At 74.0% G+C, this 20,828-nt stretch carries 21 protein-coding genes; 9 read left to right on the top strand and 12 right to left on the bottom strand.

Going from position 1 to position 20,828, the window contains the following annotated elements:
* Window positions 1-41 precede the first annotated feature (41 nt).
* On the top strand, window positions 42-1,250 hold the full coding sequence (locus OG982_RS29060) for an esterase family protein (RefSeq protein WP_266949754.1): 1,209 nt from the start codon (window positions 42-44) through the stop codon (window positions 1,248-1,250).
* Here the strand turns inward: OG982_RS29060 and OG982_RS29055 are convergent.
* Window positions 1,228-2,694 (bottom strand): carboxylesterase/lipase family protein, encoded by a 1,467-nt coding sequence (locus OG982_RS29055; RefSeq protein ID WP_266949752.1) that lies wholly within the window; start codon window positions 2,692-2,694, stop codon window positions 1,228-1,230. The genes OG982_RS29060 and OG982_RS29055 overlap by 23 nt on opposite strands.
* Before the next feature lie 133 nt (window positions 2,695-2,827).
* Here OG982_RS29055 and OG982_RS29050 point away from each other — a divergent pair, with 133 nt between their 5' ends.
* Together OG982_RS29050 and OG982_RS29045 are read left to right on the top strand one after the other, a co-directional pair.
* Window positions 2,828-3,163, top strand: a complete 336-nt coding sequence (locus OG982_RS29050; RefSeq protein WP_266949751.1) for a hypothetical protein — start codon at window positions 2,828-2,830, stop codon at window positions 3,161-3,163.
* Between the two features lie 128 nt (window positions 3,164-3,291).
* Window positions 3,292-3,570 (top strand): chaplin, encoded by a 279-nt coding sequence (locus OG982_RS29045; RefSeq protein ID WP_266781736.1) that lies wholly within the window; start codon window positions 3,292-3,294, stop codon window positions 3,568-3,570.
* Between the two features lie 88 nt (window positions 3,571-3,658).
* Here the strand turns inward: OG982_RS29045 and OG982_RS29040 are convergent, their stop codons facing one another.
* The 5 genes from OG982_RS29040 to OG982_RS29020 all read right to left on the bottom strand — a co-directional run bounded on the left by OG982_RS29040 (window position 3,659) and on the right by OG982_RS29020 (window position 8,765).
* The gene (locus tag OG982_RS29040; protein ID WP_266949750.1) at window positions 3,659-4,519 is read right to left on the bottom strand and encodes a tyrosinase family protein; all 861 of its coding nucleotides are present in this window, start codon (window positions 4,517-4,519) and stop codon (window positions 3,659-3,661) included.
* A 26-nt stretch (window positions 4,520-4,545) separates the two neighbouring features.
* Window positions 4,546-4,920, bottom strand: a complete 375-nt coding sequence (locus OG982_RS29035) for a tyrosinase family oxidase copper chaperone (RefSeq protein ID WP_266781740.1) — start codon at window positions 4,918-4,920, stop codon at window positions 4,546-4,548.
* 475 nt (window positions 4,921-5,395) lie between these two features.
* Entirely contained in the window at window positions 5,396-6,514 is a 1,119-nt protein-coding gene (locus OG982_RS29030; RefSeq protein ID WP_266791642.1) for an acyl-CoA dehydrogenase family protein, read from the bottom strand.
* 80 nt (window positions 6,515-6,594) lie between these two features.
* Window positions 6,595-7,782 (bottom strand): acyl-CoA dehydrogenase family protein, encoded by a 1,188-nt coding sequence (locus OG982_RS29025; RefSeq protein WP_266949749.1) that lies wholly within the window; start codon window positions 7,780-7,782, stop codon window positions 6,595-6,597.
* Window positions 7,779-8,765 carry an NADPH:quinone oxidoreductase family protein gene (locus OG982_RS29020; RefSeq protein WP_266781744.1) on the bottom strand — a complete coding sequence of 329 codons (987 nt, stop codon included), beginning with the start codon at window positions 8,763-8,765 and terminating at the stop codon, window positions 7,779-7,781. Before OG982_RS29020 ends, OG982_RS29025 begins: the two co-directional genes overlap by 4 nt.
* 200 nt (window positions 8,766-8,965) lie before the next feature.
* Here OG982_RS29020 and OG982_RS29015 point away from each other — a divergent pair, with 200 nt between their 5' ends.
* Window positions 8,966-10,129: a hypothetical protein gene (locus OG982_RS29015; protein WP_266949747.1), complete on the top strand. Its 1,164-nt coding sequence runs from the start codon at window positions 8,966-8,968 to the stop codon at window positions 10,127-10,129.
* A gap of 50 nt (window positions 10,130-10,179) precedes the next feature.
* The gene (locus tag OG982_RS29010) at window positions 10,180-11,118 is read left to right on the top strand and encodes an SDR family oxidoreductase (protein ID WP_266949746.1); all 939 of its coding nucleotides are present in this window, start codon (window positions 10,180-10,182) and stop codon (window positions 11,116-11,118) included.
* Window positions 11,119-11,126: 8 nt separating this feature from the next.
* Here OG982_RS29010 and OG982_RS29005 read toward each other — a convergent pair whose 3' ends face one another.
* Together OG982_RS29005 and OG982_RS29000 are read right to left on the bottom strand one after the other, a co-directional pair.
* Window positions 11,127-12,335, bottom strand: coding sequence for an MFS transporter (locus OG982_RS29005; RefSeq protein ID WP_266949745.1), 1,209 nt, complete (start codon window positions 12,333-12,335; stop codon window positions 11,127-11,129).
* A 35-nt stretch (window positions 12,336-12,370) separates the two neighbouring features.
* Window positions 12,371-12,826 (bottom strand): carboxymuconolactone decarboxylase family protein, encoded by a 456-nt coding sequence (locus OG982_RS29000; protein WP_266781752.1) that lies wholly within the window; start codon window positions 12,824-12,826, stop codon window positions 12,371-12,373.
* Window positions 12,827-12,872: 46 nt separating this feature from the next.
* On the opposite strand from OG982_RS29000, the gene OG982_RS28995 reads away from it, so the two are divergent.
* Entirely contained in the window at window positions 12,873-14,369 is a 1,497-nt protein-coding gene (locus tag OG982_RS28995) for a PLP-dependent aminotransferase family protein (RefSeq protein WP_266949744.1), read from the top strand.
* A 165-nt stretch (window positions 14,370-14,534) separates the two neighbouring features.
* Here OG982_RS28995 and OG982_RS28990 read toward each other — a convergent pair whose 3' ends face one another.
* Both OG982_RS28990 and OG982_RS28985 read right to left on the bottom strand, forming a co-directional pair.
* Complete coding sequence (locus OG982_RS28990; protein ID WP_266781756.1) at window positions 14,535-15,368, bottom strand: enoyl-CoA hydratase/isomerase family protein; 834 nt, start codon at window positions 15,366-15,368, stop codon at window positions 14,535-14,537.
* 57 nt (window positions 15,369-15,425) lie between these two features.
* Window positions 15,426-16,190, bottom strand: a complete 765-nt coding sequence (locus tag OG982_RS28985; protein WP_266781758.1) for a PIG-L deacetylase family protein — start codon at window positions 16,188-16,190, stop codon at window positions 15,426-15,428.
* 18 nt (window positions 16,191-16,208) lie between these two features.
* Here OG982_RS28985 and OG982_RS28980 point away from each other — a divergent pair, with 18 nt between their 5' ends.
* From OG982_RS28980 to OG982_RS28970, 3 genes are read left to right on the top strand one after another with little or no spacing between them, the layout of a single operon-like run.
* Window positions 16,209-17,000, top strand: coding sequence for an MBL fold metallo-hydrolase (locus OG982_RS28980; RefSeq protein WP_266949743.1), 792 nt, complete (start codon window positions 16,209-16,211; stop codon window positions 16,998-17,000).
* 35 nt (window positions 17,001-17,035) lie between these two features.
* Window positions 17,036-17,413: an NUDIX domain-containing protein gene (locus tag OG982_RS28975; RefSeq protein ID WP_266781762.1), complete on the top strand. Its 378-nt coding sequence runs from the start codon at window positions 17,036-17,038 to the stop codon at window positions 17,411-17,413.
* Between the two features lie 16 nt (window positions 17,414-17,429).
* Window positions 17,430-18,251 (top strand): hypothetical protein, encoded by an 822-nt coding sequence (locus OG982_RS28970; RefSeq protein WP_266949742.1) that lies wholly within the window; start codon window positions 17,430-17,432, stop codon window positions 18,249-18,251.
* 30 nt (window positions 18,252-18,281) lie between these two features.
* Here OG982_RS28970 and OG982_RS28965 read toward each other — a convergent pair whose 3' ends face one another.
* Window positions 18,282-19,592, bottom strand: coding sequence for an alpha/beta fold hydrolase (locus tag OG982_RS28965; protein WP_266781766.1), 1,311 nt, complete (start codon window positions 19,590-19,592; stop codon window positions 18,282-18,284).
* Window positions 19,593-19,696: 104 nt separating this feature from the next.
* Window positions 19,697-20,782 carry an S-(hydroxymethyl)mycothiol dehydrogenase gene (locus tag OG982_RS28960; protein WP_266781767.1) on the bottom strand — a complete coding sequence of 362 codons (1,086 nt, stop codon included), beginning with the start codon at window positions 20,780-20,782 and terminating at the stop codon, window positions 19,697-19,699.
* Between the last annotated feature and the right edge of the window lie 46 nt (window positions 20,783-20,828).

Here is a 20,828-nt window from a genome sequence, read left to right as displayed (position 1 = left end):
CCACGCCCCGACCGGGCAGCACCAGCCGGAGAGCCCCGCACATGTCGTACGCACCCGACGGTCAGCAGCAGTACCAGCCTTACCGGCCGGCACCGGAAGGGCAGTACCGGCAGCCCCAGCCGCCGTACGACCACGGCCCGGGGCAGCCCCAGCAGTACTACGACGACTACGACTACGGCCCGCCGGAGCAGCCGCGCCGCCGTTCGCGCGGCAAGCGCTGGCTGATCGCGGGCGTGACCGTGCTGGGCCTCGCCGGCATAGCCGCCGGCGTGATGAACCACTTCGAGATACCGCCGTTCACGGACAAGGGCAAGGCCGTGTCCTTCGGACAGCCGGGAGGCGGTGGCAAGGCGGGCGGCGGCAAGCAGGCCGCGAACTCGAAGATGCTGATGCCGACCGACCCGACCGCCGAGTTCAAGAACTCGAAGACCCTGCCGGACGGCACGCACGTCGCGGTCACCACGCTGGACGGCAAGAAGTCCGGCTTCAAGGGCAAGGTCTGGGTGTGGGCGCCCAAGGAGTACGACGACCCCAAGTTCGCCAAGAGCGGCTTCCCGGTCCTGATCGCCCTGCCCGGCGGCGCGGGCTACCCGAACAACTACTGGATGGGCACCGACCTCGGTCTCCAGACCAGCATCTCCCAGTGGTACGCGGAGGGGAAGAGCAAGCCGTTCATCCTGGCCATGCCCGTGCTGAACCCGGGCCCGGACGACAAGGGCGTCTACTGGGACGGCTCCGACATCCCCGGCCAGCCCAAGATGGGCACCTGGCTCACCGAGGACGTCCCGGACCTGATGAAGGCGAACTTCCGCACGATCAAGTCCCGTGACGGCTGGGCCTTCATGGGCTCCTCCACCGGCGGCTTCGCGGGCCTGAAGGCCGTACTGAAGCACCCGGACAAGTTCAAGGCCGTGATCGCCTCCGGCCCGGACATCGTCCCGGACTCCTCCCTGTGGAAGGGCCACGACAAGGAGAAGGTCGAGAACAACCCCGAGGTGCTGGCGAAGCAGCTCATCGAGAAGAAGGGCCCGGACGTCTACCTCGCGTTCCAGGTCGGCGACAGCGAGAGCAACAAGAGGACCCTGCCGGACGTGCAGAAGTTCATCGCGACCTACGGCAACAAGGGGCCCGTCCACACCAGCCTGAAGGTCATCCCGGGCGGCAAGCACAACGCCAAGACCTACGTCCCGAACATGGGCGAGGGCCCGATCCAGTTCATCAGCAAGGTCATGGAAGGGCCGGTGGAGTAACCGCCGGCGCCTCGGCGGACGCTTCGGCTTCCGCCCGCCCGAGCTCCGGCCCGCCGAACATCCTCGGCGGGCCGTTGCCGTCCCAGGGCGCCCAGCCCGGGTCACCGGTGACCGCGAACCGCACCCACGCCGCGTGCATCTCGTCGGCCAGCTCCTGCGGGGTGTCCCGCCCGGCCAGCCAGGCGGCCTCCGGCACGTCCAGCGTGTCGAACACGAAGCCCAGCTCCAGCGCGTGGCAGGAGCCCAGGCCCGGTACGCCGGAGCACCAGCCGAACTCGTAGAGGTGGGTCGGCGCCGCCCGCCGGGCCCCGCCGAGGCGCCGCAGCGGGTCGCGCAGCAGCCGGTCGGTGAGCAGCTGGCCCGCCAGCTCGGCGGGGCTGGCACCGGGCAGCGCGGCGCGCAGCGCCCGTACGGCGGCCCGGTCCTTGCCGCTGCGGGCCCGGGCCAGCGCCAAGGCCAGCGGGCCGAGCCGGTCCAGCACCCGCATCACCCCGGTCGGGGCCAGCCAGAGCCGGTACTCCTCGGTGGTCCATCCCAGCAGCAGCGGCACGTCCCCGGCGGCGGCCGCTTCGAGGGGGTCGCCCGGCAGCGTGTCGGGGTCCGTGACCAGCCCGAAGGCGGGGCCGCCGACCAGCGGGCTGGAGCGGCGCAGCACCGCGCCCTGGGCGGCGAGCAGGTCCGGCAGGGCGGCGGCCGTGAACGCCTCGGCGGTGGCGGGCACCTTGAGCAGCGAGGCCATCCGCCGGACCATCGTGCGCACCCGGTCGCGCGGCAGCACCTCGGGGGCGCCGCTCTGCAGGACGGCCCGCGCGAACAGCCCGGCGGCGCGGGGGGCGCCGAGGAGGGCGCCGATGCTGATGGCGCCGGCGGACTCCCCGAAGACGGTGACGCGGGCGGGGTCGCCGCCGAAGGCCTCGATGTTGTCCCGGACCCAGGTCAGGGCGGCGATCTGGTCGAGCAGGCCGCGGTTGGCGGGGGCGTCCGGGAAGAGGCCGTAACCGAGCACGCCGAGGCGGTAGTTGAAGGAGACGAGCACGACCCCGTCGCGGGCGAAGGCCGCGCCGTCGTAGACGGGGACGGCGGCGGAGCCCCGGGTGAGCGCCCCGCCGTGGATCCACACCATGACGGGCAGCCGGGCGCCGGGCGCCGGGTCCGGGGTCCACACGTTGAGGTTGAGGCAGTCGTCCCCGGGGATCTCCGGGTCGGGCAGCAGTGCGGCGAACGTGTCGGGGTAGGGCACCTTCGGGGCGGTGGGTCCGAACGCGCCGGCGTCGCGGACGCCCTCCCAGGGCCGCGGGGGCGCGGGGGCGGCGAACCGGAGGGCGCCGACCGGCGGTGCGGCGTAGGGGATGCCGCGGAAGACGGCGATGCCGCCGACCTCGCGTCGGCCCTCGACCACCCCGTACCCGGTACCGACCCGGGGCCGGCCGCTCGGTGCGCTCATCCCGTCCTCCTGGAACCGCTCGATCCGCGTTCTCGCCTGTCCAGGCACGGTCGCATACCGTCGCACAGCCGTCCAACGGGTGATCCGCCGTGACCCGGCCGGGGTCGGTCCCGGTTGACGGACCATGCGAATCATGCGAGGCATCCGAGTCATGCGGAACCACCTCCGGGCCGGCGCCGCCCCCGCCCTGCTGCTGGCCGCCGCCGCGGCCGCCGCGACGGGCGGTACGGCGCAGGCGGCCCCCGGTCCGGACTTCCAGTACGTGGGCCAGGACGACCGGGTGCACGGCCTCAGCGCCCCGAAGGGCTGTGTCGCGGCGGAGGGCGGCGGATCCCGGGCGGTCACCAACCACACCCGGGGCACCGCGACCTTCTACCGGGAGCCGGGCTGCGCGGGCGCCCCGGTGGAGCGGCTCGGGCCGGGGACCGTCACCCAGGTGCGGCCGTACTTCGCCTCCGTGCGGTTCTGAGCCCCGCAGTCACCGCAGTCGTCACCGGGTAGGCCCAGCGGCCGTGACCCCTGGGCTGTCCCGGCGTTGTATGCCATGTCAAATGCCGCAGGTTCTGTGGCAACCCCATATCTCACGAGGAGATCTTGATGTCGCGTATCGCGAAGGCATTCGCCATCACCGCTGTCGCCGGTAGCGCGGTGGCCGCCGGTGCCGGTCTGGCTGTCGCCGATGCCGGAGCGCACGGTGCGGCGGTCGGCTCCCCCGGCGTCCTCTCGGGCAACCTCGTCCAGGTTCCGGTGCACATCCCGGTCAACGTCTGCGGCAACAGCGTCAACGTGGTCGGCCTGCTGAACCCGGCGTTCGGCAACACCTGCATCAACGCCTCGGGCCACGGCGAGCACCACACCGAGGGCTACGGCGGCTGATCGTCCCCCGTCGGACCGACCGAGGGCCCCCGCCACCCGGGCGGGGGCCCTTCCGCGTTCCCGTCTCCCCGCCGCGCGGGCAGGGGGCTCAGAGCTCGTAGCGGTAGACGCCCTGGTGGCCGGACATCTCGCGCGGGGTGACGTTCCACGGCGGCATCGGCTCGTCCACCGCGATCACCCGGCCGCGCTGGGCGTCGCCCGCCTTGGGCGCGGTCGCCGGCCGGTACCCGGAGGAGGGGTGGCGCTGCTGCCAGCGGTCCCAGAGCAGGTCCACGAAGGCGTGGTGGAGCCAGAACACCGGGTCGTTGGGCGCCGTACCGCCCGTCATGTGGCCGCCGATCCACTGGTGGACCTTGTTGTGGTTGCGCCAGCGCTCGCTCTTCGGCGCCGCCCAGCCCTCCAGCTTGTTGCGGAAGCCGGCCGCCGTGGAGTCCCAGGGCGAGGCGTCGTACGTCGGGTCGTCGATCGCCCACTGGAGCTCGGCCGGGGTGGGCAGGCTGATCGGGTTCTGCGGGCGGCCGAGGTTGCGGGTGAGGTACTGGGCCTCCGTGATCCCGACGGTGATCGTCCAGTTGCCCTTCTCGTAGGCGAACGGGCCCGTCATCACCTGGCGGTCCTTGGCGCGGCCGGTTCCGCCGAGGAAGTCCTCGGCCCACAGCGAGGAGGCCGGGCTGGTGTCGGTGGTCCAGTCCCAGTACGGGATGCTGACCCCGGGGTCGACGGCCTGGAGTTCCTTCTCGAACTCGATCAGGTAGCGCCGGTGCCAGGGGAAGAACGACGGGGACATGTGTCCGACGCGGAGTTTGCGGTCCCGGTCGGGCACGAAGTACTTGTCGTGGGTGCGCACGAACCGGTCGTAGGTGCCGTTGCGTTTGAGCTCCAGCACGGCGGCCGTGAACCGCCTTTTCTGGGTGCTGGTCAGGTTCTTCTGGTTCTGCCGGATGTACACCTCGGGGCTCCTCCCCTTCCCGTGCGTCAGCCGCCGTGGTGGGGGGCGGCGAAGGCCAGCTGGGTGGTGCCCAGTTCGTCGATGGCCGCGCGGGCCAGCTCCAGCGGGGTCGCGAACGACTGGAAGTGGTTGATCCCGCTGAGGTAGCTGCCGTCGGCGCGGCGCATCACGTGCAGGGGGCGGCCGTCGATCCGTACGGCCGTGCCGGCGAGTTCGACGGCGATGTGCCGGCCGCGGTACGTCTCCTCTGCGAACGGGGCCGGGGTCAGGGTCTGCCGCGGCCGCCGGGCCCGCAGTACGGGGGCCAGCGCGGCGGCCGTTCCGGCCAGCACGGCGGCGGTGAAGGCCGTACGAAGGACCGCGCGACGGGTGAGTGGTGCGGCGGCCGGTGCTGCGAACATGCGGTCTCCCTCGCTCGGTGGTCCGCGTACGGGGACTAACGCGGAGCGGCGGGCGAGGTCACCCCTGGGGGTGCTTGCAGAAGGGGGTGGTGGCGTGGTCGGGGATGGTGCGGCCTCCGTCCACCCGGCGGAGCGCTACCCGTACTCGGCGCCGCTGCCGGTCTCGGCGTCGAGGAACAGCAGTCGGGGGCGCAGCCCCGGAGGGGCCCGGCGTGCAGCCCCGAAGGGGTCGGGGGCGGAGCCCGGACCGGGCCCGGGGCACAGCCCCGGGGAACGGTGGAAGGGTGGGGCGGGGAGGGCTCCGCGCAGCGGCCCCCGCGGCCGCACCCCGTGGGGCCCGCAGTGGCCCCGCGGCCGCACCCGTGTGTCCGGCCGCACCCATGGGGCCCGGCGGCACCCATGGGGCCGACGCGCGTGCGCGGGCCGGGCACGCGCCGGCGCCCCGCACGGGTTCGGGCGGCGGCAGCGGATCCGGCTACGGCGACGGGAGTTCCGCGAAGTCCGCCACCAGGGCGCGGTGGTGACCGGTCGTGCCCAGGGCAAGGGAATCCGCCTTGGCCCGCTTCAGGTACAGGTGCGCCGGGTGCTCCCACGTCATGCCGATCCCGCCGTGCAGCTGCACGCACTCCTCCGCGGCGCGAACGGCCACGCCCGAACAGTACGCCTGCGCGACCGCGACGGTCAGCGGCGCGTCCGGCGACCCCGTCGCCAGCGCGTCGGCCGCGGCCCGCGCCGCCGCCCGGGCCGAGGCCACGTCCAGCCACAGCCGGGCCAGCCGGTGCTTCAGTCCCTGGAACGACCCCACCGGCCGGTTGAACTGGTGCCGCCCCCGCACGTACCCGACGGTCTCCGTCAGGCACCATTCCGCCAGCCCGAGCTGCTCCGACGCCAGCAGCCCCGCCCCCGACAGCAGCGCCCCCGCCACCGCCGCCCGCGCCGCGGCCGGGTCCGCGAGCCGGGTGCCGGCGGCCCCGTCCAGGACCACGGTGGCCAGCGGCCGGGTCAGGTCCAGCGGGACCGCCCGTACGAGCGAGACGTCCGGCGCCGGCACCGCGTACAGCCCGGTGTCCGCCAGCACCAGCAGCACATCGGCGGCGACCGCGTCCGCGACCGAGCCGACGCGCCCCGTCAGGACCCCGCCCCCGCCGTCCCGCACCCCGGCGGGCAACGGCGCCCCCGGCGCCAGCGTCAGCGGCACGGCCGGCACGCAGACCCGCGCCCCCGCCGCGACCTGCGCCAGCAGCCCGGCGACCTCCGCCGAGGCGGTGTCGCAGCCGAGCAGGATCTCCGTCGCCAGAACGGCACTGGTCAGGTACGGGGCGGGCGCGACGGCCCGGCCCAGCTCCTCCAGGACCACGGCCGCCTCCCGGTGGCTCGCGCCCTGTCCGCCGAGCTTCTCCGGGACGAGCAGTCCGGCGGCCCCGATTCCGGTGGCGAGGGTGCGCCACAGCTCCGGGTCGTGCGGCCGGTCGGTCTCGGCCCGGGCGAGCACGCTCGCGGCGTCGCAGCGGTCCGCGAGCAGCGATCGCACGGCGGACCGGAGTTCGTCCTCGGTATCGGAGTACAGCAGGTCGAAGGGGGCACGCGAGGCCATCGGGGTCGTCCGCTCCGTCTCGTCGGTGTGGTCCGTGTGGTCCGTCTCGTCCGTGTGGTCCGTCTCGTCCGTCGCGTCCCTCATCGGGCCAGGTCCTTCCAGGCGAGGTCCTTGTCGTCGCGCGGCTCGGCGGGCAGGCCGAGGACCCGTTCGGCGACGATGTTGAGGAGGATCTCGCTGGTGCCGCCCTCGATGCTGTTGCCCTTGGCGCGCAGGTAGCGGTACCCGGCGTCGCGGCCGGTGAAGTCGACCAGTTCGGGCCGGCGCATCGTCCAGTCCTCGTACCGCAGGCCCTCCTCGCCGAGGAGTTCCACTTCCAGCCCGCTGATCTCCTGGTTGAGGCGGGCGAAGGTCAGCTTCATCCCCGAGCCCTCGGGGCCGGGCTGGCCGGCGGCGAGCTGCTGGCGCAGCCGTTCCCCGGTGAGCCGGGCCACTTCGGCCTCCACCCACAGTTCGAGCAGGCGCTGGTGCAGCGCGTGCGTGCGCAGTTCGGGCCTCTCGCGCCAGGCCCCGGCGACGGGGCCGATCATGCCGCCCTCGCGCGGGATCCGCATGCCGCCGATGGAGACGCGTTCGTTCATCAGGGTGGTGCGGGCGACCTCCCAGCCCTGGCCGACGGCGCCGAGGCGGTGGGCGTCGGGGATGCGGACGCCGGTGAGGAAGACCTCGTTGAACTCGGCCTCGCCGGTGATCTGGCGCAGTGGCCGGACCTCGACGCCGGGGGCGTGCATGTCGCAGAGGAAGTAGGTGATGCCGTGGTGCTTGGGCAGCGCCGGGTCGGTACGGGCGATCAGGATGGCCCAGCGGGCGGTGTGGGCGCTGGAGGTCCACACTTTCTGGCCGTCCACGATCCAGTCGCCGGAGCCGCTCTCGCGGACCGCGCGGGTGCCGAGAGCGGCGAGGTCGGAGCCGGCGCCGGGTTCGCTGAACAGTTGGCACCAGACCTCCTCCCCCACCCACAGGGGGCGCAGGAAGCGGCGCTTTTGCTCCTCCGTGCCGTACGCGAGGATCGTGGGCGCGGCCATGCCGAGGCCGATGCCGATCCGGCGCGGGTCGTTGTCGGGGGCGCCGGCGGCCTCCAGTTCGGCGTCGGCAACGGCCTGGAGGGCGCGGGGCGCTCCCAGTCCGCCGAGGCCCTCGGGGTAGTGGACCCAGGCGAGTCCGGCGTCGAAGCGGGCGCGCAGGAAGTCCTCGCGGTCGGTCCCGCCGGGCGGGTGGGCGGCGAGCAGCTCCCGTACGCGCGCGGCCAGTTCCTCGGAGGTGATCATCGCGAACCGCCTTCGCTGAGGGCCGGTACGACGACCAGCCGGCCGGTGGTGGCGCCGTCGGCCAGCCGCTGCACGGCGTCGGCGGCACCGGCGAGCGGGACCCGTTCGGTGACGAGCGGTTTCACGGCGCCCTCGGCGGCGAGCCGGGTCAGTTCGGTGTGGCAGGCGAGGATGGCGGCGGGTTCCTTGGCGGCGTACAGGCCCCAGTGCAGGCCGAGGACGGCGTAGTTCTTCACCAGGGCGTGGTTCAGGGCGGGGGTGGGGATGGTGCCGCTCGCGAAACCGACGACGACGATCCGGCCCTCGAAGGCTACGCACTTGGCGGAGACGGTGTACGCGTCGCCGCCGACCGGGTCGTAGACCACGTCGGCGCCGCGCCCGCCGGTGAACTCCTTGACGCGGGCGGCGATCCCGGCGCTCTCCTCGGCCGTCCGGTCGATGACCAGGTCGCAGCCGAGTTCCTCGGCGGTACGGGCCTTCGCCTTGCCGCCGACGACGCCGATGACGGTGGCCCCGGCGGCCTTGCCGAGCTGGACGGCGGCGCTGCCGACGCCGCCCGCGGCGGCGTGGACGAGCAGGGTCTCGCCGGGCTGGATGCGGGCGCGGCGGTGCAGGCCGAACCAGCCGGTCTGGTAGCCGATGTGCAGGGCGGCGGCCTCGGCGTCGTCGAGGGTGTCGGGGGCGGGCAGCAGGGCGCGCGCGGACGCGGTCACGTACTCGGCGAAGCCGCCGTGCGGCAGGCTGGGGTTGGCGATGACGCGGCGGCCGTCCTCGGTCTCGCCGCAGATCTCGACCCCGGGGGTGAAGGGCAGCGGGGGCCGGATCTGGTACTGGCCGCGCGCCAGCAGCGCGTCGGGGAAGTTGACGTTGGCGGCGAGCACCTTCAGCCTCACCTCCCCCTCGCCGGGGACGGGCTCGGGAACCTCTTCGAGGCGCATGGCCTCGTGGGGTTCGCCGGGGGTGTGTACGCGCCATGCCTGCATCCGGGGCCTCCAGCCGCCGTCGAGGGACCACACTCTGCGCGCATACTAAGCGGTCGGTTCTCTCCTTGGGAACAGTAAACGGTGGGCTTGTGACCCCGGGGTCGGGCAGCATGTGTCCGTAGATCAACGATCAACCGGCCGGTGCCGTACGGCACATGACGCGCGGCGCCTGGCACCACGCACACCAGGGGGAACCAACCATGAACGGAATCCGTTTGAGAAGCGTGACGGCCGCGGCGGGGGCCGCCGCCGTCCTCGCGGGGCTGATCACCGCCGCCGGACCGGCCGCGGCGGCCGGCGCGGCCGCGTGCGCCCCGGCCATCGAGCTGCTGCCCGCCCTGCCGGGGATGACCGGGGGCTCCGTGGCGGGCTTCGGCGCCGGCGGACTCGTGGTCGGCCAGAGCGGCGACCGGCCCGTCTACTGGACCGGGGCCGAGCACACGGTCCACGCCGTGCCGCTGCCCGCCGGCTACGACCGGGGCAGCGTCAAGGCCGTCAGCGCCAAGGGGCTGATGGTGGGCACGGCCCTGCGGTCTTCGGACAACACCGCGGTCGCCTTCACCCACCAGCAGGGGGCGGCGGCCTCCCGGGCGCTCACGGCGCCCGCACCCGGGCACGCCGAGGTGGCCGTGGACGTCAACGAGGCGGGGCGGGTCGTCGCCGTGGACGCCGGCGTCGCCAAGGAGTGGGTGAACGGGAAGGCCGTGCGCGAGCTGCCGGTCCCCGCGGACGCGATCCCCGGTTCCAAGGTCGTCTCGCTGAACGGCATCAACAAGCGCGGCGACATCGTCGGCACGGTCACCGGCTCCTACTTCGACGCCGACAACGACATCGAGGTCACCAAGACCTTCCCGGTGGTGTGGCCCGCCGGCGGCGGCTACCCGCCCTACAGCCTGCAGGTGTGGAACGGCTACCACCGGGCGTACTCCACGGTCGGCAGGGACATCGACGACCGCGGCCGGGTGGTCGGCCTGGAGGACTACTACTACCGCAACGACCCGCTGCTGACGCCGGCCGTCTGGCAGAAGCCGTACGACGCCCTGCCCACCGACCCGGGCCGGGTCAAGGGCTACCACGACCTGGAGTTCAACGGGAGCAGCCCGACCACGAACGTGGCCGTCGGCACCGCCACCACCTTCGAGGAGAGCTGGCCCAGCCGCTTCCAGGCCGTCTACTGGCCCGGCAAGGGGGCCCCGCTGGCGCTGCCGTTCCCGGCGGGTACCCCGGGCACGCCGCTCAGCCGCGCCTTCGCGGCCGGCGATGACGACCGGGTCGGCGGCACCCTCCTCGACCGGGAGACCCGGCAGGGCAGCGCCGTGATCTGGACCTGCGCGAGCAAGCAGGCGTACGCGCCGCAGGGCTGATCCGGTCCCGGGCATGGTGATCTGAGCGGCCACGCGCTATCGATGCCCGCATGACTGACGACATCACGCGCGGCCTGCCCGCACCGCCGCCGTCCGGCGCCGCCGCCCTGCCGCCCGGTACGTACGCCGGGCAGGTGGCCCTAGTGACCGGCGGCGGCACCGGGCTGGGCAAGGCGATCGCCGCCGAGTTCGCGCGGCTCGGCGCGGACCTGGTGATCGCCGGCCGCAGGGCCGACCGGCTGAAGGCGGCGCGGGACGAGCTGGCGGCCGTCCCCGGCGCGGGCCGGGTGACGGCCGCCGTCTGCGACATCCGGGACCCGGAGCGGGTCGCGGAGGTCTTCGACGCAGCACAGGCGGCGGTAGGGCTGCCGGACGTACTGGTCAACAACGCCGCCGCCAACTTCCCGTCGCCGGCGGAGGACCTGTCCCCCAACGCGTGGCGGGCGGTGGTGGACATCACGCTGACCGGCACCTGGTTCATGACGCGGGAGTTCGGCCGCCGCCACCTCGCCGCGGGGACGCCCGGCTCCATCGTCAGCATCGGCGCTTCGTACGCCTGGACGGGCGGGCCGGGGTTCGCGCACAGCGCGGCCGCGAAGGCCGGGGTGAAGAGCCTGGTGGAGACGCTGGCCGTGGAGTGGGGCCCGTACGGCATCCAGGTCAACGGCCTGGTCCCGGGGCTGGTCCCGCACGCGGACATGACCGAGGCGATCCGGGCCGGCCTGGACCAGGGCGGCGGCCGGGACGGCCACGACGCCCAGCCCGCCCGCGACGGCGACCGCGGCCTGGGCGCGCGCCAGCCGGCCCTGCGGGTGGGCGCCCCGCGCGAGCTCGGGTGGGCGGCCACGTTCCTGGCCTCGCCGTACGCGCGGTTCATCACCGGGCACACCCTGGTCGTCGACGGCGCCAACTGGCAGCGCCGCGCCCTGGTCAACCCGGAGGTCACCCCGGTCCGCGCCCAACTGGGCCGGGGCCGTTTCACTCCCTGACCCGCACCTCACGCGCGGGCGGGGGCGGCGCCGCGACGGGCGACCAGCAGCAGGGTGAGAAGGGCCAGAGCGGCTCCGATGTACAGGACGCTGACGGTCGCCAGGCCGTCCACCGCGAAGCCGCCGAAGAGGGCGCCGAGGGCGATGGAGAGGTTGAAGGCGCAGACGAAGAGGGAGGACGCCGCCTCGGTCGCCCCGGGGGCGGCATCGAGGATCCAGGTCTGGAAGGCCACCGGGACGGCTCCGTAGCCCAGGCCCCACAGGACCAGGACGATCGCGGCCGTCGGGGTCGTGTCGCCCACCAGGGCGAGGAGCGGCATCGCCGCCGCGAGGAGCACCGCGATTCCGGCGACGGTCTGCCGCAGCCGCTTGGCGACGAGGGCGCCGGCGATGAAGTTGCCGGCGATCCCGGCGACCCCGAAGACCATCAGCAGCACACCTGTCATGCCGTGGCCCACGCCGTCTTCCTGGAGGATCGGTCGGACGAACGTGTAGGCGAGGAAGTGACCGGTGATGACGAGGAAGGTCATCGCGATGCCGATACGGACGCCGGCGCTCCCCTTCCACACCTTGGGCAGGTCACCGAAGGTGAGGGTGCGCCCGGCGGGGACCTTCGGCATCAGGAACAGCATGGCGGTGAGGGCGACCAGGCCGAGCCCGCCGACGGCGGCGAACGCGGTGCGCCACCCGGAGAGGTCGCCGATGAACGTGCCGGCGGGCACACCGAGTACGGACGCGGTCTCGACGCCGCCGAAGATGACGGCGGTGGCCCGGGTGACGTGCCGTTCGGGTACGAGGCGCAGGGCGATACCGCCGGCGACGGACCAGAAGCCGCCGACGCTGATGCCGATCAGGAACCGGGCGGCGAGGACGACGGCGAAGCCGGTCGCGAAGGCGGAGGCGAGGTTCGCCAGGCCCACGATGGCGATCAGCACGGCGAGGACGAGGCGGCGGTCGAACCTCCCGGTGGCGACGGTGACCAGCGGCGCGGAGACCGCGGCGACGAGGCCGGGGACGGTGACCATGAGGGCCGCGGTGCCCTCGGACACGTGGAGGGCGGCGCCGACCGGGGTGAGCAGGCCCACGGGCAGCAGTTCGGAGGTCATCAGCGAGAAGATGCCGAGGGTCACGGCCAGGACGGCGAGCCAGCCGCGGACGGCGGACGGCTCGTTCCGGTCTTTCCGGGGAGCGTGCGGTACGGGTGCAAGCGTGGGCACGGTGCTTCCTTCGTCGGCGGTCCGGTCCGGGGGCGCTACGCGGGGGTGCCGGGGGTCTTGCGGGTGGTGGCGTTCATCCGGTTCCACACGTTGGTGGTGAAGACGACCGCGATGAGGTGGGCCAGCTCCTCCTCGGCGAAGTGCCGGGCGGCCTCGTCGTAGACGGAGTCCGGGACGCCCTCCGGCAGGAGGGTGACGGCCTCGGTCAGGGCGAGGGCCGCGCGCTCCACGACGGTGAACAGGCTCGACTCCCGCCACGCGCTGAGCTGGTGGATCCGCTCCTCGGACTCGCCGCCCCTGCGGGCGTCGCCGGCGTGGTAGTCGATGCAGTAGGCGCAGTGGTTGATCTGCGAGGCGCGGATCTGGACCAGCTCCAGGAGGACGGGGTCGACGCCCTTGCGGGCGGCGCCGTCGAGGGCCAGCACGGCCTTGAAGATCTTGGGGGCGACGGCGGAGAAGTTCATGCGCTCAGGAACCTGAAAAGTGGTCATGTGAAGAACCTACGAGCCCGATTGGCCCCGGGTAGGGTTCATTCCCATGCAGAGATCATGGGTCAATTCCGGTTCCGAAGAGCCGTGCGAAGAGCCGTGCGGGGAAACCTCCGAAGAGCCCTCCGGCGGCAGTGACCTGCACCTGGAGCTGACCGGCGAGGGCAGTCTGCGCAACCGGCTGATGCGCGCCCTGCGCGAGGCCATCGAATCGGGCCGGCTCGCACCGGGCACCCGGCTGCCGCCCTACCGGACCCTCGCCGTCGACCTCGGGATCGCCCGCAACACCGTCGCGGGCGCTTACGCGGAGCTGGTCGAGGAGGGCTGGCTTTCGGCCCGCCAGGGCTCCGGGACCCGGGTCGCCCGCCGTGCGACGCCGCTGCGGGGCGACATGGCGCGCGGCCCGGCCCGGCCCACCCCGCGGCGTACCGTCCACGACCTGATGCCCAGCTCGCCCGACGCCTCCGCCTTCCCCCGCACCGCCTGGATCGCCTCGGCCCGCAGGGCCCTGGCCGCCGCCCCGCACGACGCCTTCGGGGTCGGCGACCCGCGCGGCCGGATCGAACTGCGGCGCACGCTGACGGAGTACCTGGCGCGGGTGCGGGGCGTACGGACCTCCGCGGACCGGATCGTGCTGTGCTCCGGGTTCGCGCACGGGCTGGGACTGCTCGGGAGGGTACTGACGGGCTCGATCGCGGTCGAGTCGTACGGCCTGTCCTTCCACCGGGACGTACTGGAAGGGGCGGGGCGCACGACGGTGCCGCTGACGGTGGACGACCGGGGTGCGTGCGTGGAGGAACTCCCGGGGACGGGCGCCCGCGCCGTGCTGCTGACGCCGGCGCACCAGTTCCCCACCGGCGGGCCGTTGCACCCCGAGCGGCGGGCGGCCGTGGTGGACTGGGCGCGGGCGACGGGTGGCGTGGTGGTCGAGGACGACTACGACGGGGAGTTCCGCTACGACCGCCAGCCGGTCGGCGCGGTCCAGGGCCTCGACCCTGACCGGATCGTGTACATCGGCTCGGTGAGCAAGAGCCTGTCGCCCGCGCTGCGGCTGGGCTGGATGGTGCTGCCGGGGCGGCTGGTGGACGGGGTGCTGGCGCTCAAGGGGCAGCGCGAGTTGTGGTCGGGGGTGACGGACCAGCTGACCCTGGCCGAGTTCATCGCCTCGGGCGGCTACGACCGCCACCTGCGGCGGATGCGGGGGATCTACCGGCGGCGGCGTGACCTGCTGGCGGCGCGGCTCGCGGCGCAGGCGCCGCACGTCCGGGTCAGCGGGGTCGCGGCCGGGCTGCACGCGGTGCTGGAGCTGCCGCCGGACACGGAGGAGGCCGCCCTGCGCGCGGCCCGGCGGCAGGGCCTGTCCCTGGACGGCCTGCGACCCTACCTCCACCCGGACAGTCCCATGACCGCGCGCGACGGCCTGGTCATCGGCTACGGCACCCCGCCGGACCACGCGTTCGCGGCGGCGCTGGACGCGTTGTGCCTGGCCCTGCCGGATCCCCCGGAGGACCCCGCCGAGCCGCCGCCGAGCCGCCGCCGCGGCTGAGCCGACCCGGCGGTCCGGCCACCGGAACCGGGCCCGGTGCGGCACCGTTGCCGGGGGCGGGGCAGTTCAGCCTCGCCGGCGTTTGAGGCGCGGGGTCTGGGGCGGAGCCCCAGGGGCTTCAGCCCGAACGCCGCTACGCCCGGCCGGCCCGGCCGCCGGGCGGGGTCAGGCGCCCCTGAAGTGGGGCGGGGTGCGGGCCGCCTGGGCGGCGTAGCCTTCGCGGGAGTCTTCCGACGTCAGCGTCAGGGCCGCCGTCATCGCGACGCGGTCCAGCGCGGCCGGCAGCGCCGCGTCGGCATAGGCGTCGATGCCGCGCTTGATGCCCTGCACCGCCAGCGGGGCGTTTGCGGCGATCTCCGCCACCACCCCCCGGGCCACCCCCTCCAGCTCCCCCACCTGCACCACCAGCTGCACGAGCCTCAGCCGCTCCGCCGTCGCCGCGTCGATGCGCCGACCCGTCAGGGCCAGGAGCTTCGCCCAGCCCGCCCCCGCCTCGCGGGCCACGCGCAGGTCGCCGCCCGCGTCCACCGCCACCCCCAGCCGGGCCTCCGGCAGCGCGAACACCGCGTCCTGCGCCGCCACCCGGACGTCCGCCATCAGCGCCAGTTCGAAGCCGAAGCCCAGGCAGTAGCCCTGCACCGCCGCCACCACCGGCTGCGGAAGCCGGGAGAGCACCGCGAAGCGTTCGTGGACCCAGCGGATGCCCTCGTAGTAGTTGCGGGTGCGCTCGGCGGCCGAGGCCCCGGTGATCGCGCCGCCCGGGGCGGTGACGTCGATGCCCGCGCAGAAGGCCCGCCCCTCCGCCCGCAGCAGGACCACCCGTACGTCCGGGTCGAAGCGGATCCGGTCCGCCAGCAGGCCCAGCTGGCGGGTGGACTCCCAGCTCCAGCCGTTGAGCTTGTCCGGGCGGCAGAGGGTGAGGACCGCGATCCCGTCCGCGACCTCCAGGCGGATCCGTTCCTCACCTTCCGCGATCTCCGTGGACACGGTGTCGATCAATTCCGAACCGCCCCTCCCCGATGGTCTGACAAGTCGTCAGACCTTACGGGGTGCCGCTCAGCGCGGGAAGACCTCGAACGCAACCGCCGGCTTGCCGCCGAAGCGGGCCGCCGCCTGCCGCGCGTTGCCCGTGAGGAAGGTGCGGCAGTACTCCTCCGGGTCCTGGTCGGTGAGGACCTCGATGTACGCCTTGTGCTCCATCAGGGACTTCACCGAGCGCTCCAGCCCCGGCCCGGCATCGGCCGCGTGCGTCGGCGTTGCGGAGCCGGCCACCGCGACCCAGCGCACCCCGTTCCACGGCTCCAGGCCCTGCTCGGCGATGAGTTCGGGGAAGATCCACCGGTTCCCGGCGTCGCCGGCCGCGTCCAGCGTGGCCCGGCCGACGGCCTGGTGGTCGGGGGTGTTCCAGTAGCCCCCGCCGCCCTGACCGCCCCAGGTGTCGCGGTGGTTGAGGGTGATCACCAGCTCGGGGCGGTGCCTGCGGATGGCCGCCGCGATGTCCCGGCGCAGTCCGAGGCCGTACTCGATGACACCGTCGCGGTGGTCGAGGAACTCCACCTCCGAGACCCCCACGACGGCCGCGCTGGCCCGCTGCTCGGCCTCGCGCAGCGGGCCGCACTCCTCGGGGGCGATGGTGTCGATGCCGGCCTCGCCGCGCGTGGCGAGGAGGTACACGACCTCCCGGCCGCCGTCCGTCCAGTCCGCGATGGCCGCCGCGCAGCCGTACTCGAGGTCGTCGGGGTGGGCGACCACGGCCAGGGCGCGCTCCCAGTCGGTGGGCATGGGCTCCAGGGGCGCGGGCTGATCCACTTCGTTCGTCATACCGCGCACAATAGGCGAATGGACAGGTACGGGCAGGTGGTTGCGCTCCTCGACGCCACCGGGACCTTCTTCGAAGCGGCCGCCGTCGCCTTCCCGGGCGCCCGTACGCGGGACTGGGCGCGGGCCGCCCGCCTCGACCCCGGCGCGGCCGGCCCGGACGGGTCCTGGCGGCTGGACTTCCGGTGCTTCGCGATCGCCCGGCCCTGCGGGAGCTGGGTCCTGGTCGACGCGGGGGTCGGCCCGGCGCACGGCCCGGCGGCCGGCTGGGCCCCGGTGCCGGGGCGGCTCCCGGCGGCCCTGGCCGAGGCGGGGATCGCCGTGGCCGACGTCTCCGCTGTGGTGCTGACGCATCTGCACGAGGACCATACGGGCTGGACGCTGGGGGAATCCGGCGAGCCGTACTTCCCTGCGGCGCGGTACCTCGTACAGCGGGCGGAGGTCGAGGCGCTGGACCGGGCGGACCCGGTCTGGGACTGGGCGGTGGCCCCGCTGCGCGCCGCCGGGCAGCTGCACGAGGTGGACGGCCGGCACCGGCTCGCCCCGGGTCTGACCCTGCTGCCGACGCCGGGACACACGCCGGGGCACCAGTCGGTGCTGGTGGAGCAGCCGGGCGGGGCGCGGGACGTGCTGGTCACCGGTGATGTGCTGGTGCATGCCGTGCAGTTGGGCAGTCCGGCCGTCGCGTACTCCCACGAACGCGACCGGGCCGTGGCGCGGGCCTCGCGGGAGGAGCTGCTGGCGCGGGCGGTGGAACGCGGGGCGCTGCTGGCGACGGCGCACCTGACGCGGGCGTTCGTCGAGCCGGCGTAGGCCCGTTGTCAGACCCGTCTGTCATCGTCGGTCTCATGGGCGAACTGGTCGAGCGGGTCGATGGGCGGGACAACGTGGTGGCGGTGGTGGAGCGGGCCGAGGCGATACGCCGGGGCTGGCCGCACCGCGTCGCGACGGTTGTCTGCCGCGACGCCGACGGCCGGATCCTCCTGCACCGGCGCCCGGAGGGCGTGTCCCGCTTCCCGGGGCGGCTGAACTGGATGGTGGGCGGCGCCGTCGAGGTGGGAGAGACGTACGAGGCGGGCGCCGCACGGGAGTTGACGGAGGAGTTCGTTCCGGACGCCCGTGAGGCACTCGTGCACTACCTGGAGCGGCGGAACGCCTGCGTCACCCAGCGTGCAGCGGGCACAATCCGTGAGGGTTCGTCACCACCAGGTTCACCACCACCATGACCTCTGGGAGCAACCGGTGTCCTCGCAAGAGATCCCCATAACGCTCACCCCGCAACAGGCGGCGCACGGCGTGATCCTCACCGTGCCGCTGCCGAGCGGGACCGGCACGGCCCGGCTCAGAATCCCGTCCACCCAGGACGGCGCACTGGTCCGGGCCCGGCTCGGCGACACCGATGTGCTGCTGCGCATCCGGGTGGCCGCGGGCGCAGGCCCGGTCGCGGGCCCGACCACGGCCCCGATCCCGATCCCGGTCCCGGTCCCGGTCCCGGGGCAACACCCCGCGGCGGCGGGCACCCCGGGGGCGAAGGGCACACCAGGCGCGCGGGGGTGCCTGGTGGCGGTCGCCGTGGTCGCCGCCGTGATCGTCGGCCTGGTCCTGCTGAACGGCGGGAACGACGACGACACCACCGCCTCCGGCAGCCCGGCGCCCAGCCCCTCCGACACGCCCTCGTACACGCCGCCTTCGTCCGCCCCGGCCCCGCCGCAGTCGGCCGCCCCGACCACCCCCGCCGATCCCTCGACCGAGGCCGCCGCGCCGCCCGCCGCCTCACCCTCCGAGGCCGCCCCCAGCCCGTTCGACCGGGGCACGTGCCTCAACGGAAGGCTGCCGGACTCGACGACCGCGCAGACCGTCACCGGCGTGAGCGAGGTCTCCTGCTCGGCCTCCGACGCGCACTACAAGGTGATCCAGAGCATCCCGCTGACCTCCGACCTCAACCGCTGCAACGACAACCCCAAGACCCAGTACGCGTTCTCGTACCGCTACACCCGCAACGGGATCCCCGTCAACGAGTACGTGTACTGCCTGGTCGGCATCGGCTCGTACGCCCGCCCGTAGCGGGCGCGCCAGGTCGTGTCGTCAAACTACCTAGGCCTCGTCGCGGGCCAGGGCCAGCAGTCGGTCCAGTACGCGCGTACCGCCGGCGCGGACGCCGTCGTGTTCGAACTCGTCCGTCACCCAGGTCCGCAGGCCCCGGATCGCGCGGGCGGTGCGCAGCGAGTGCACGGTGTCCACGTACATGTCGTCGTGGTAGACGGCGGCGGCGACCGGGACCTCGTTGGCGGCGAGGCGGTCCGGGTCGTAGAGGGGCTCCCAGCCGGTACGGGCGGCCAGCAGTTCGGCGGTCTCGCGCAGCGGGGCGAGCGCCGGGTCGGTGGTGAAGTGCCAGGGGTGCACGGTCTCGCCGGTGAACAGGAGCGGCTCGTCGCCCGCCAGGGCCTTGGCGGCGTCGAAGCGGGGGTGTTCGGGGCGCACCCGCTCGGCGGCCCAGCCGGTGGGCACGGCCGGGTCCTGGGCGTAGATCGATTCGTGGATCAGCGCGTACAGCGGGTGCCCGGCGAAGGAGAGCTGCGCGCGCACGCCCTCCAGGAAGGCGTCGGAGAGGGCGGACCCGGCCGGGGTCGGTACGAAGGCGTCCTCCAGGAGGTAGTGCAGCTGGTGGCTGCCGTCGCCGGTGCCGAGGAGGATGCCGAGGGACTGGAAGGCCTCGACGGTGAGGCGGTGGCCGCCGGGGAGTTCCGCCGGGCTCTCGGCGAGGTGGGCGGCGATCCGGCGGGCGCGTTCGACGTCCATCGGGTAACGGGCGTAGTGGGCGAGGTTCTTGCGCTCGATCCGGGGGTACGCCGCCCGGTACACCTCGTCGGCGGTGGCGTCGAGCGACGGCAGGCCGCCGGTGATCAGGGCCGCGGTCAGGCCCTCGGGGGCGGTGGAGAGGTAGTTCGTGGTGCAGAAGCCGCCGAAGCTCTGGCCGAGCACGGTCCAGGGCGCGCCGCCGGTAAAGCGGGGGCGGATGGCCTCGCAGTCGCGCACGATCGAGTCGGTGCGGAAGTGGGCGAGGTACGCGGCCTGCCGCTCGGGGGTGCCGCGCAGGGGCAGGGTCTGCCGGGACACCGGGGTGGAGCGGCCGGTTCCGCGCTGGTCGAGGAGGAGCACCCGGTACTCGCGCAGGGCCCGCTCCAGCCAGGCCTGCCGCCCGACGAACCGGCGGGCGCCGAAGCCGGGGCCGCCTTCCAGGTACAGCAGCCAGGGCAGGGTCTCGGGGTCCTTGCCGGTGGCGACGACTTCACGGGCGTACAACTCGATGGACTCGCCCTCCGGGTGGGCGTGGTCCAGCGGGACGGTGAACCGGTGGTCGGTCAGGACGACACCGGGCTGACGGTAGCTGCGATCGGAGGTCACGGGGGTTCCCTGGGTGCGGTGGTGGGGTGTGCGGGAGTCTGGGTCAGACGCCCGGACCGGGCGGCCGGAGGCGGGGCCGCCCGGTCCGGGTGATGACGGCGGGGTCAGAACTCGACGACCGAGCGGAGCACCTCGCCGCGTTCCATCCGGGCGAAGGCCTCCTCTACCCCGTCGAGCCGGATCGTCTCGGAGACGAACGCGTCGAGGTCGAGGCGGCCCTGCAGGTACAGGTCGATCAGCAGCGGGAAGTCCCGCTCGGGCAGGCAGTCCCCGTACCAGGAGGACTTGAGGGCGCCGCCCCGGCCGAAGACGTCGAGGAGCGGGAGTTCGAGCTTCATCTGCGGGGTCGGGACGCCGACCAGGACCACCGTGCCCGCCAGGTCCCGCGCGTAGAAGGCCTGCTGGTAGGTCTCCGGGCGGCCGACGGCCTCGATGACGACGTCCGCGCCGTTTCCGCCGGTCAGCGCCTGGATGGCCTTGACGACGTCCTCGGTGCGGCCGTTGACGGTGTGGGTGGCGCCGAGGCCCCGGGCCCACTCCAGCTTGCGGTCGTCCAGGTCGACGGCGATGATCCGCGAGGCGCCCGCCAGCCGGGCTCCGGCGATGGCCGCGTTGCCCACTCCCCCGCAGCCGATGACGGCGACGGAGTCCCCGCGTCCGACGTTGCCGGTGTTCAGGGCGGCACCGAGGCCGGCCATCACGCCGCAGCCGAGGAGTCCGGCGGCGGCCGGGGAGGCGGCCGGGTCCACCTTGGTGCACTGGCCGGCGGCGACCAGCGTCTTCTCGGCGAAGGCGCCGATGCCGAGCGCCGGGGAGAGCGGGGTGCCGTCCTCCAGGGTCATGGGCTGGGTGGCGTTGTGGGTGTTGAAGCAGTACCAGGGGCGGCCGCGCTTGCAGGCCCGGCAGGTGCCGCACACCGCGCGCCAGTTGAGGACGACGAAGTCCCCGGGCGCGACGGAGGTGACGTCCGGACCGACCGATTCGACGATTCCGGCCGCCTCGTGGCCGAGGAGGAAGGGGAACTCGTCGTTGATGCCGCCCTCGCGGTAGTGCAGGTCGGTGTGGCAGACCCCGCAGGCCTGGACCCGCACGAGCGCCTCGCCGGGGCCGGGGTCGGGCACGAGGATCGTCGTCGTCTCCACCGGTGCGCCCTTGCTCCGTGCGATGACCCCACGTACGCGATGTGTCACGTCATACCCCGCTCTGATCGGATCCGTCTGGATCATCGAACGTACA

Source organism: Streptomyces sp. NBC_01551 (genome assembly GCF_026339935.1).
In the GTDB taxonomy this organism is placed as follows: domain Bacteria; phylum Actinomycetota; class Actinomycetes; order Streptomycetales; family Streptomycetaceae; genus Streptomyces.
This window is presented reverse-complemented; position numbering and strand designations above follow the sequence as displayed.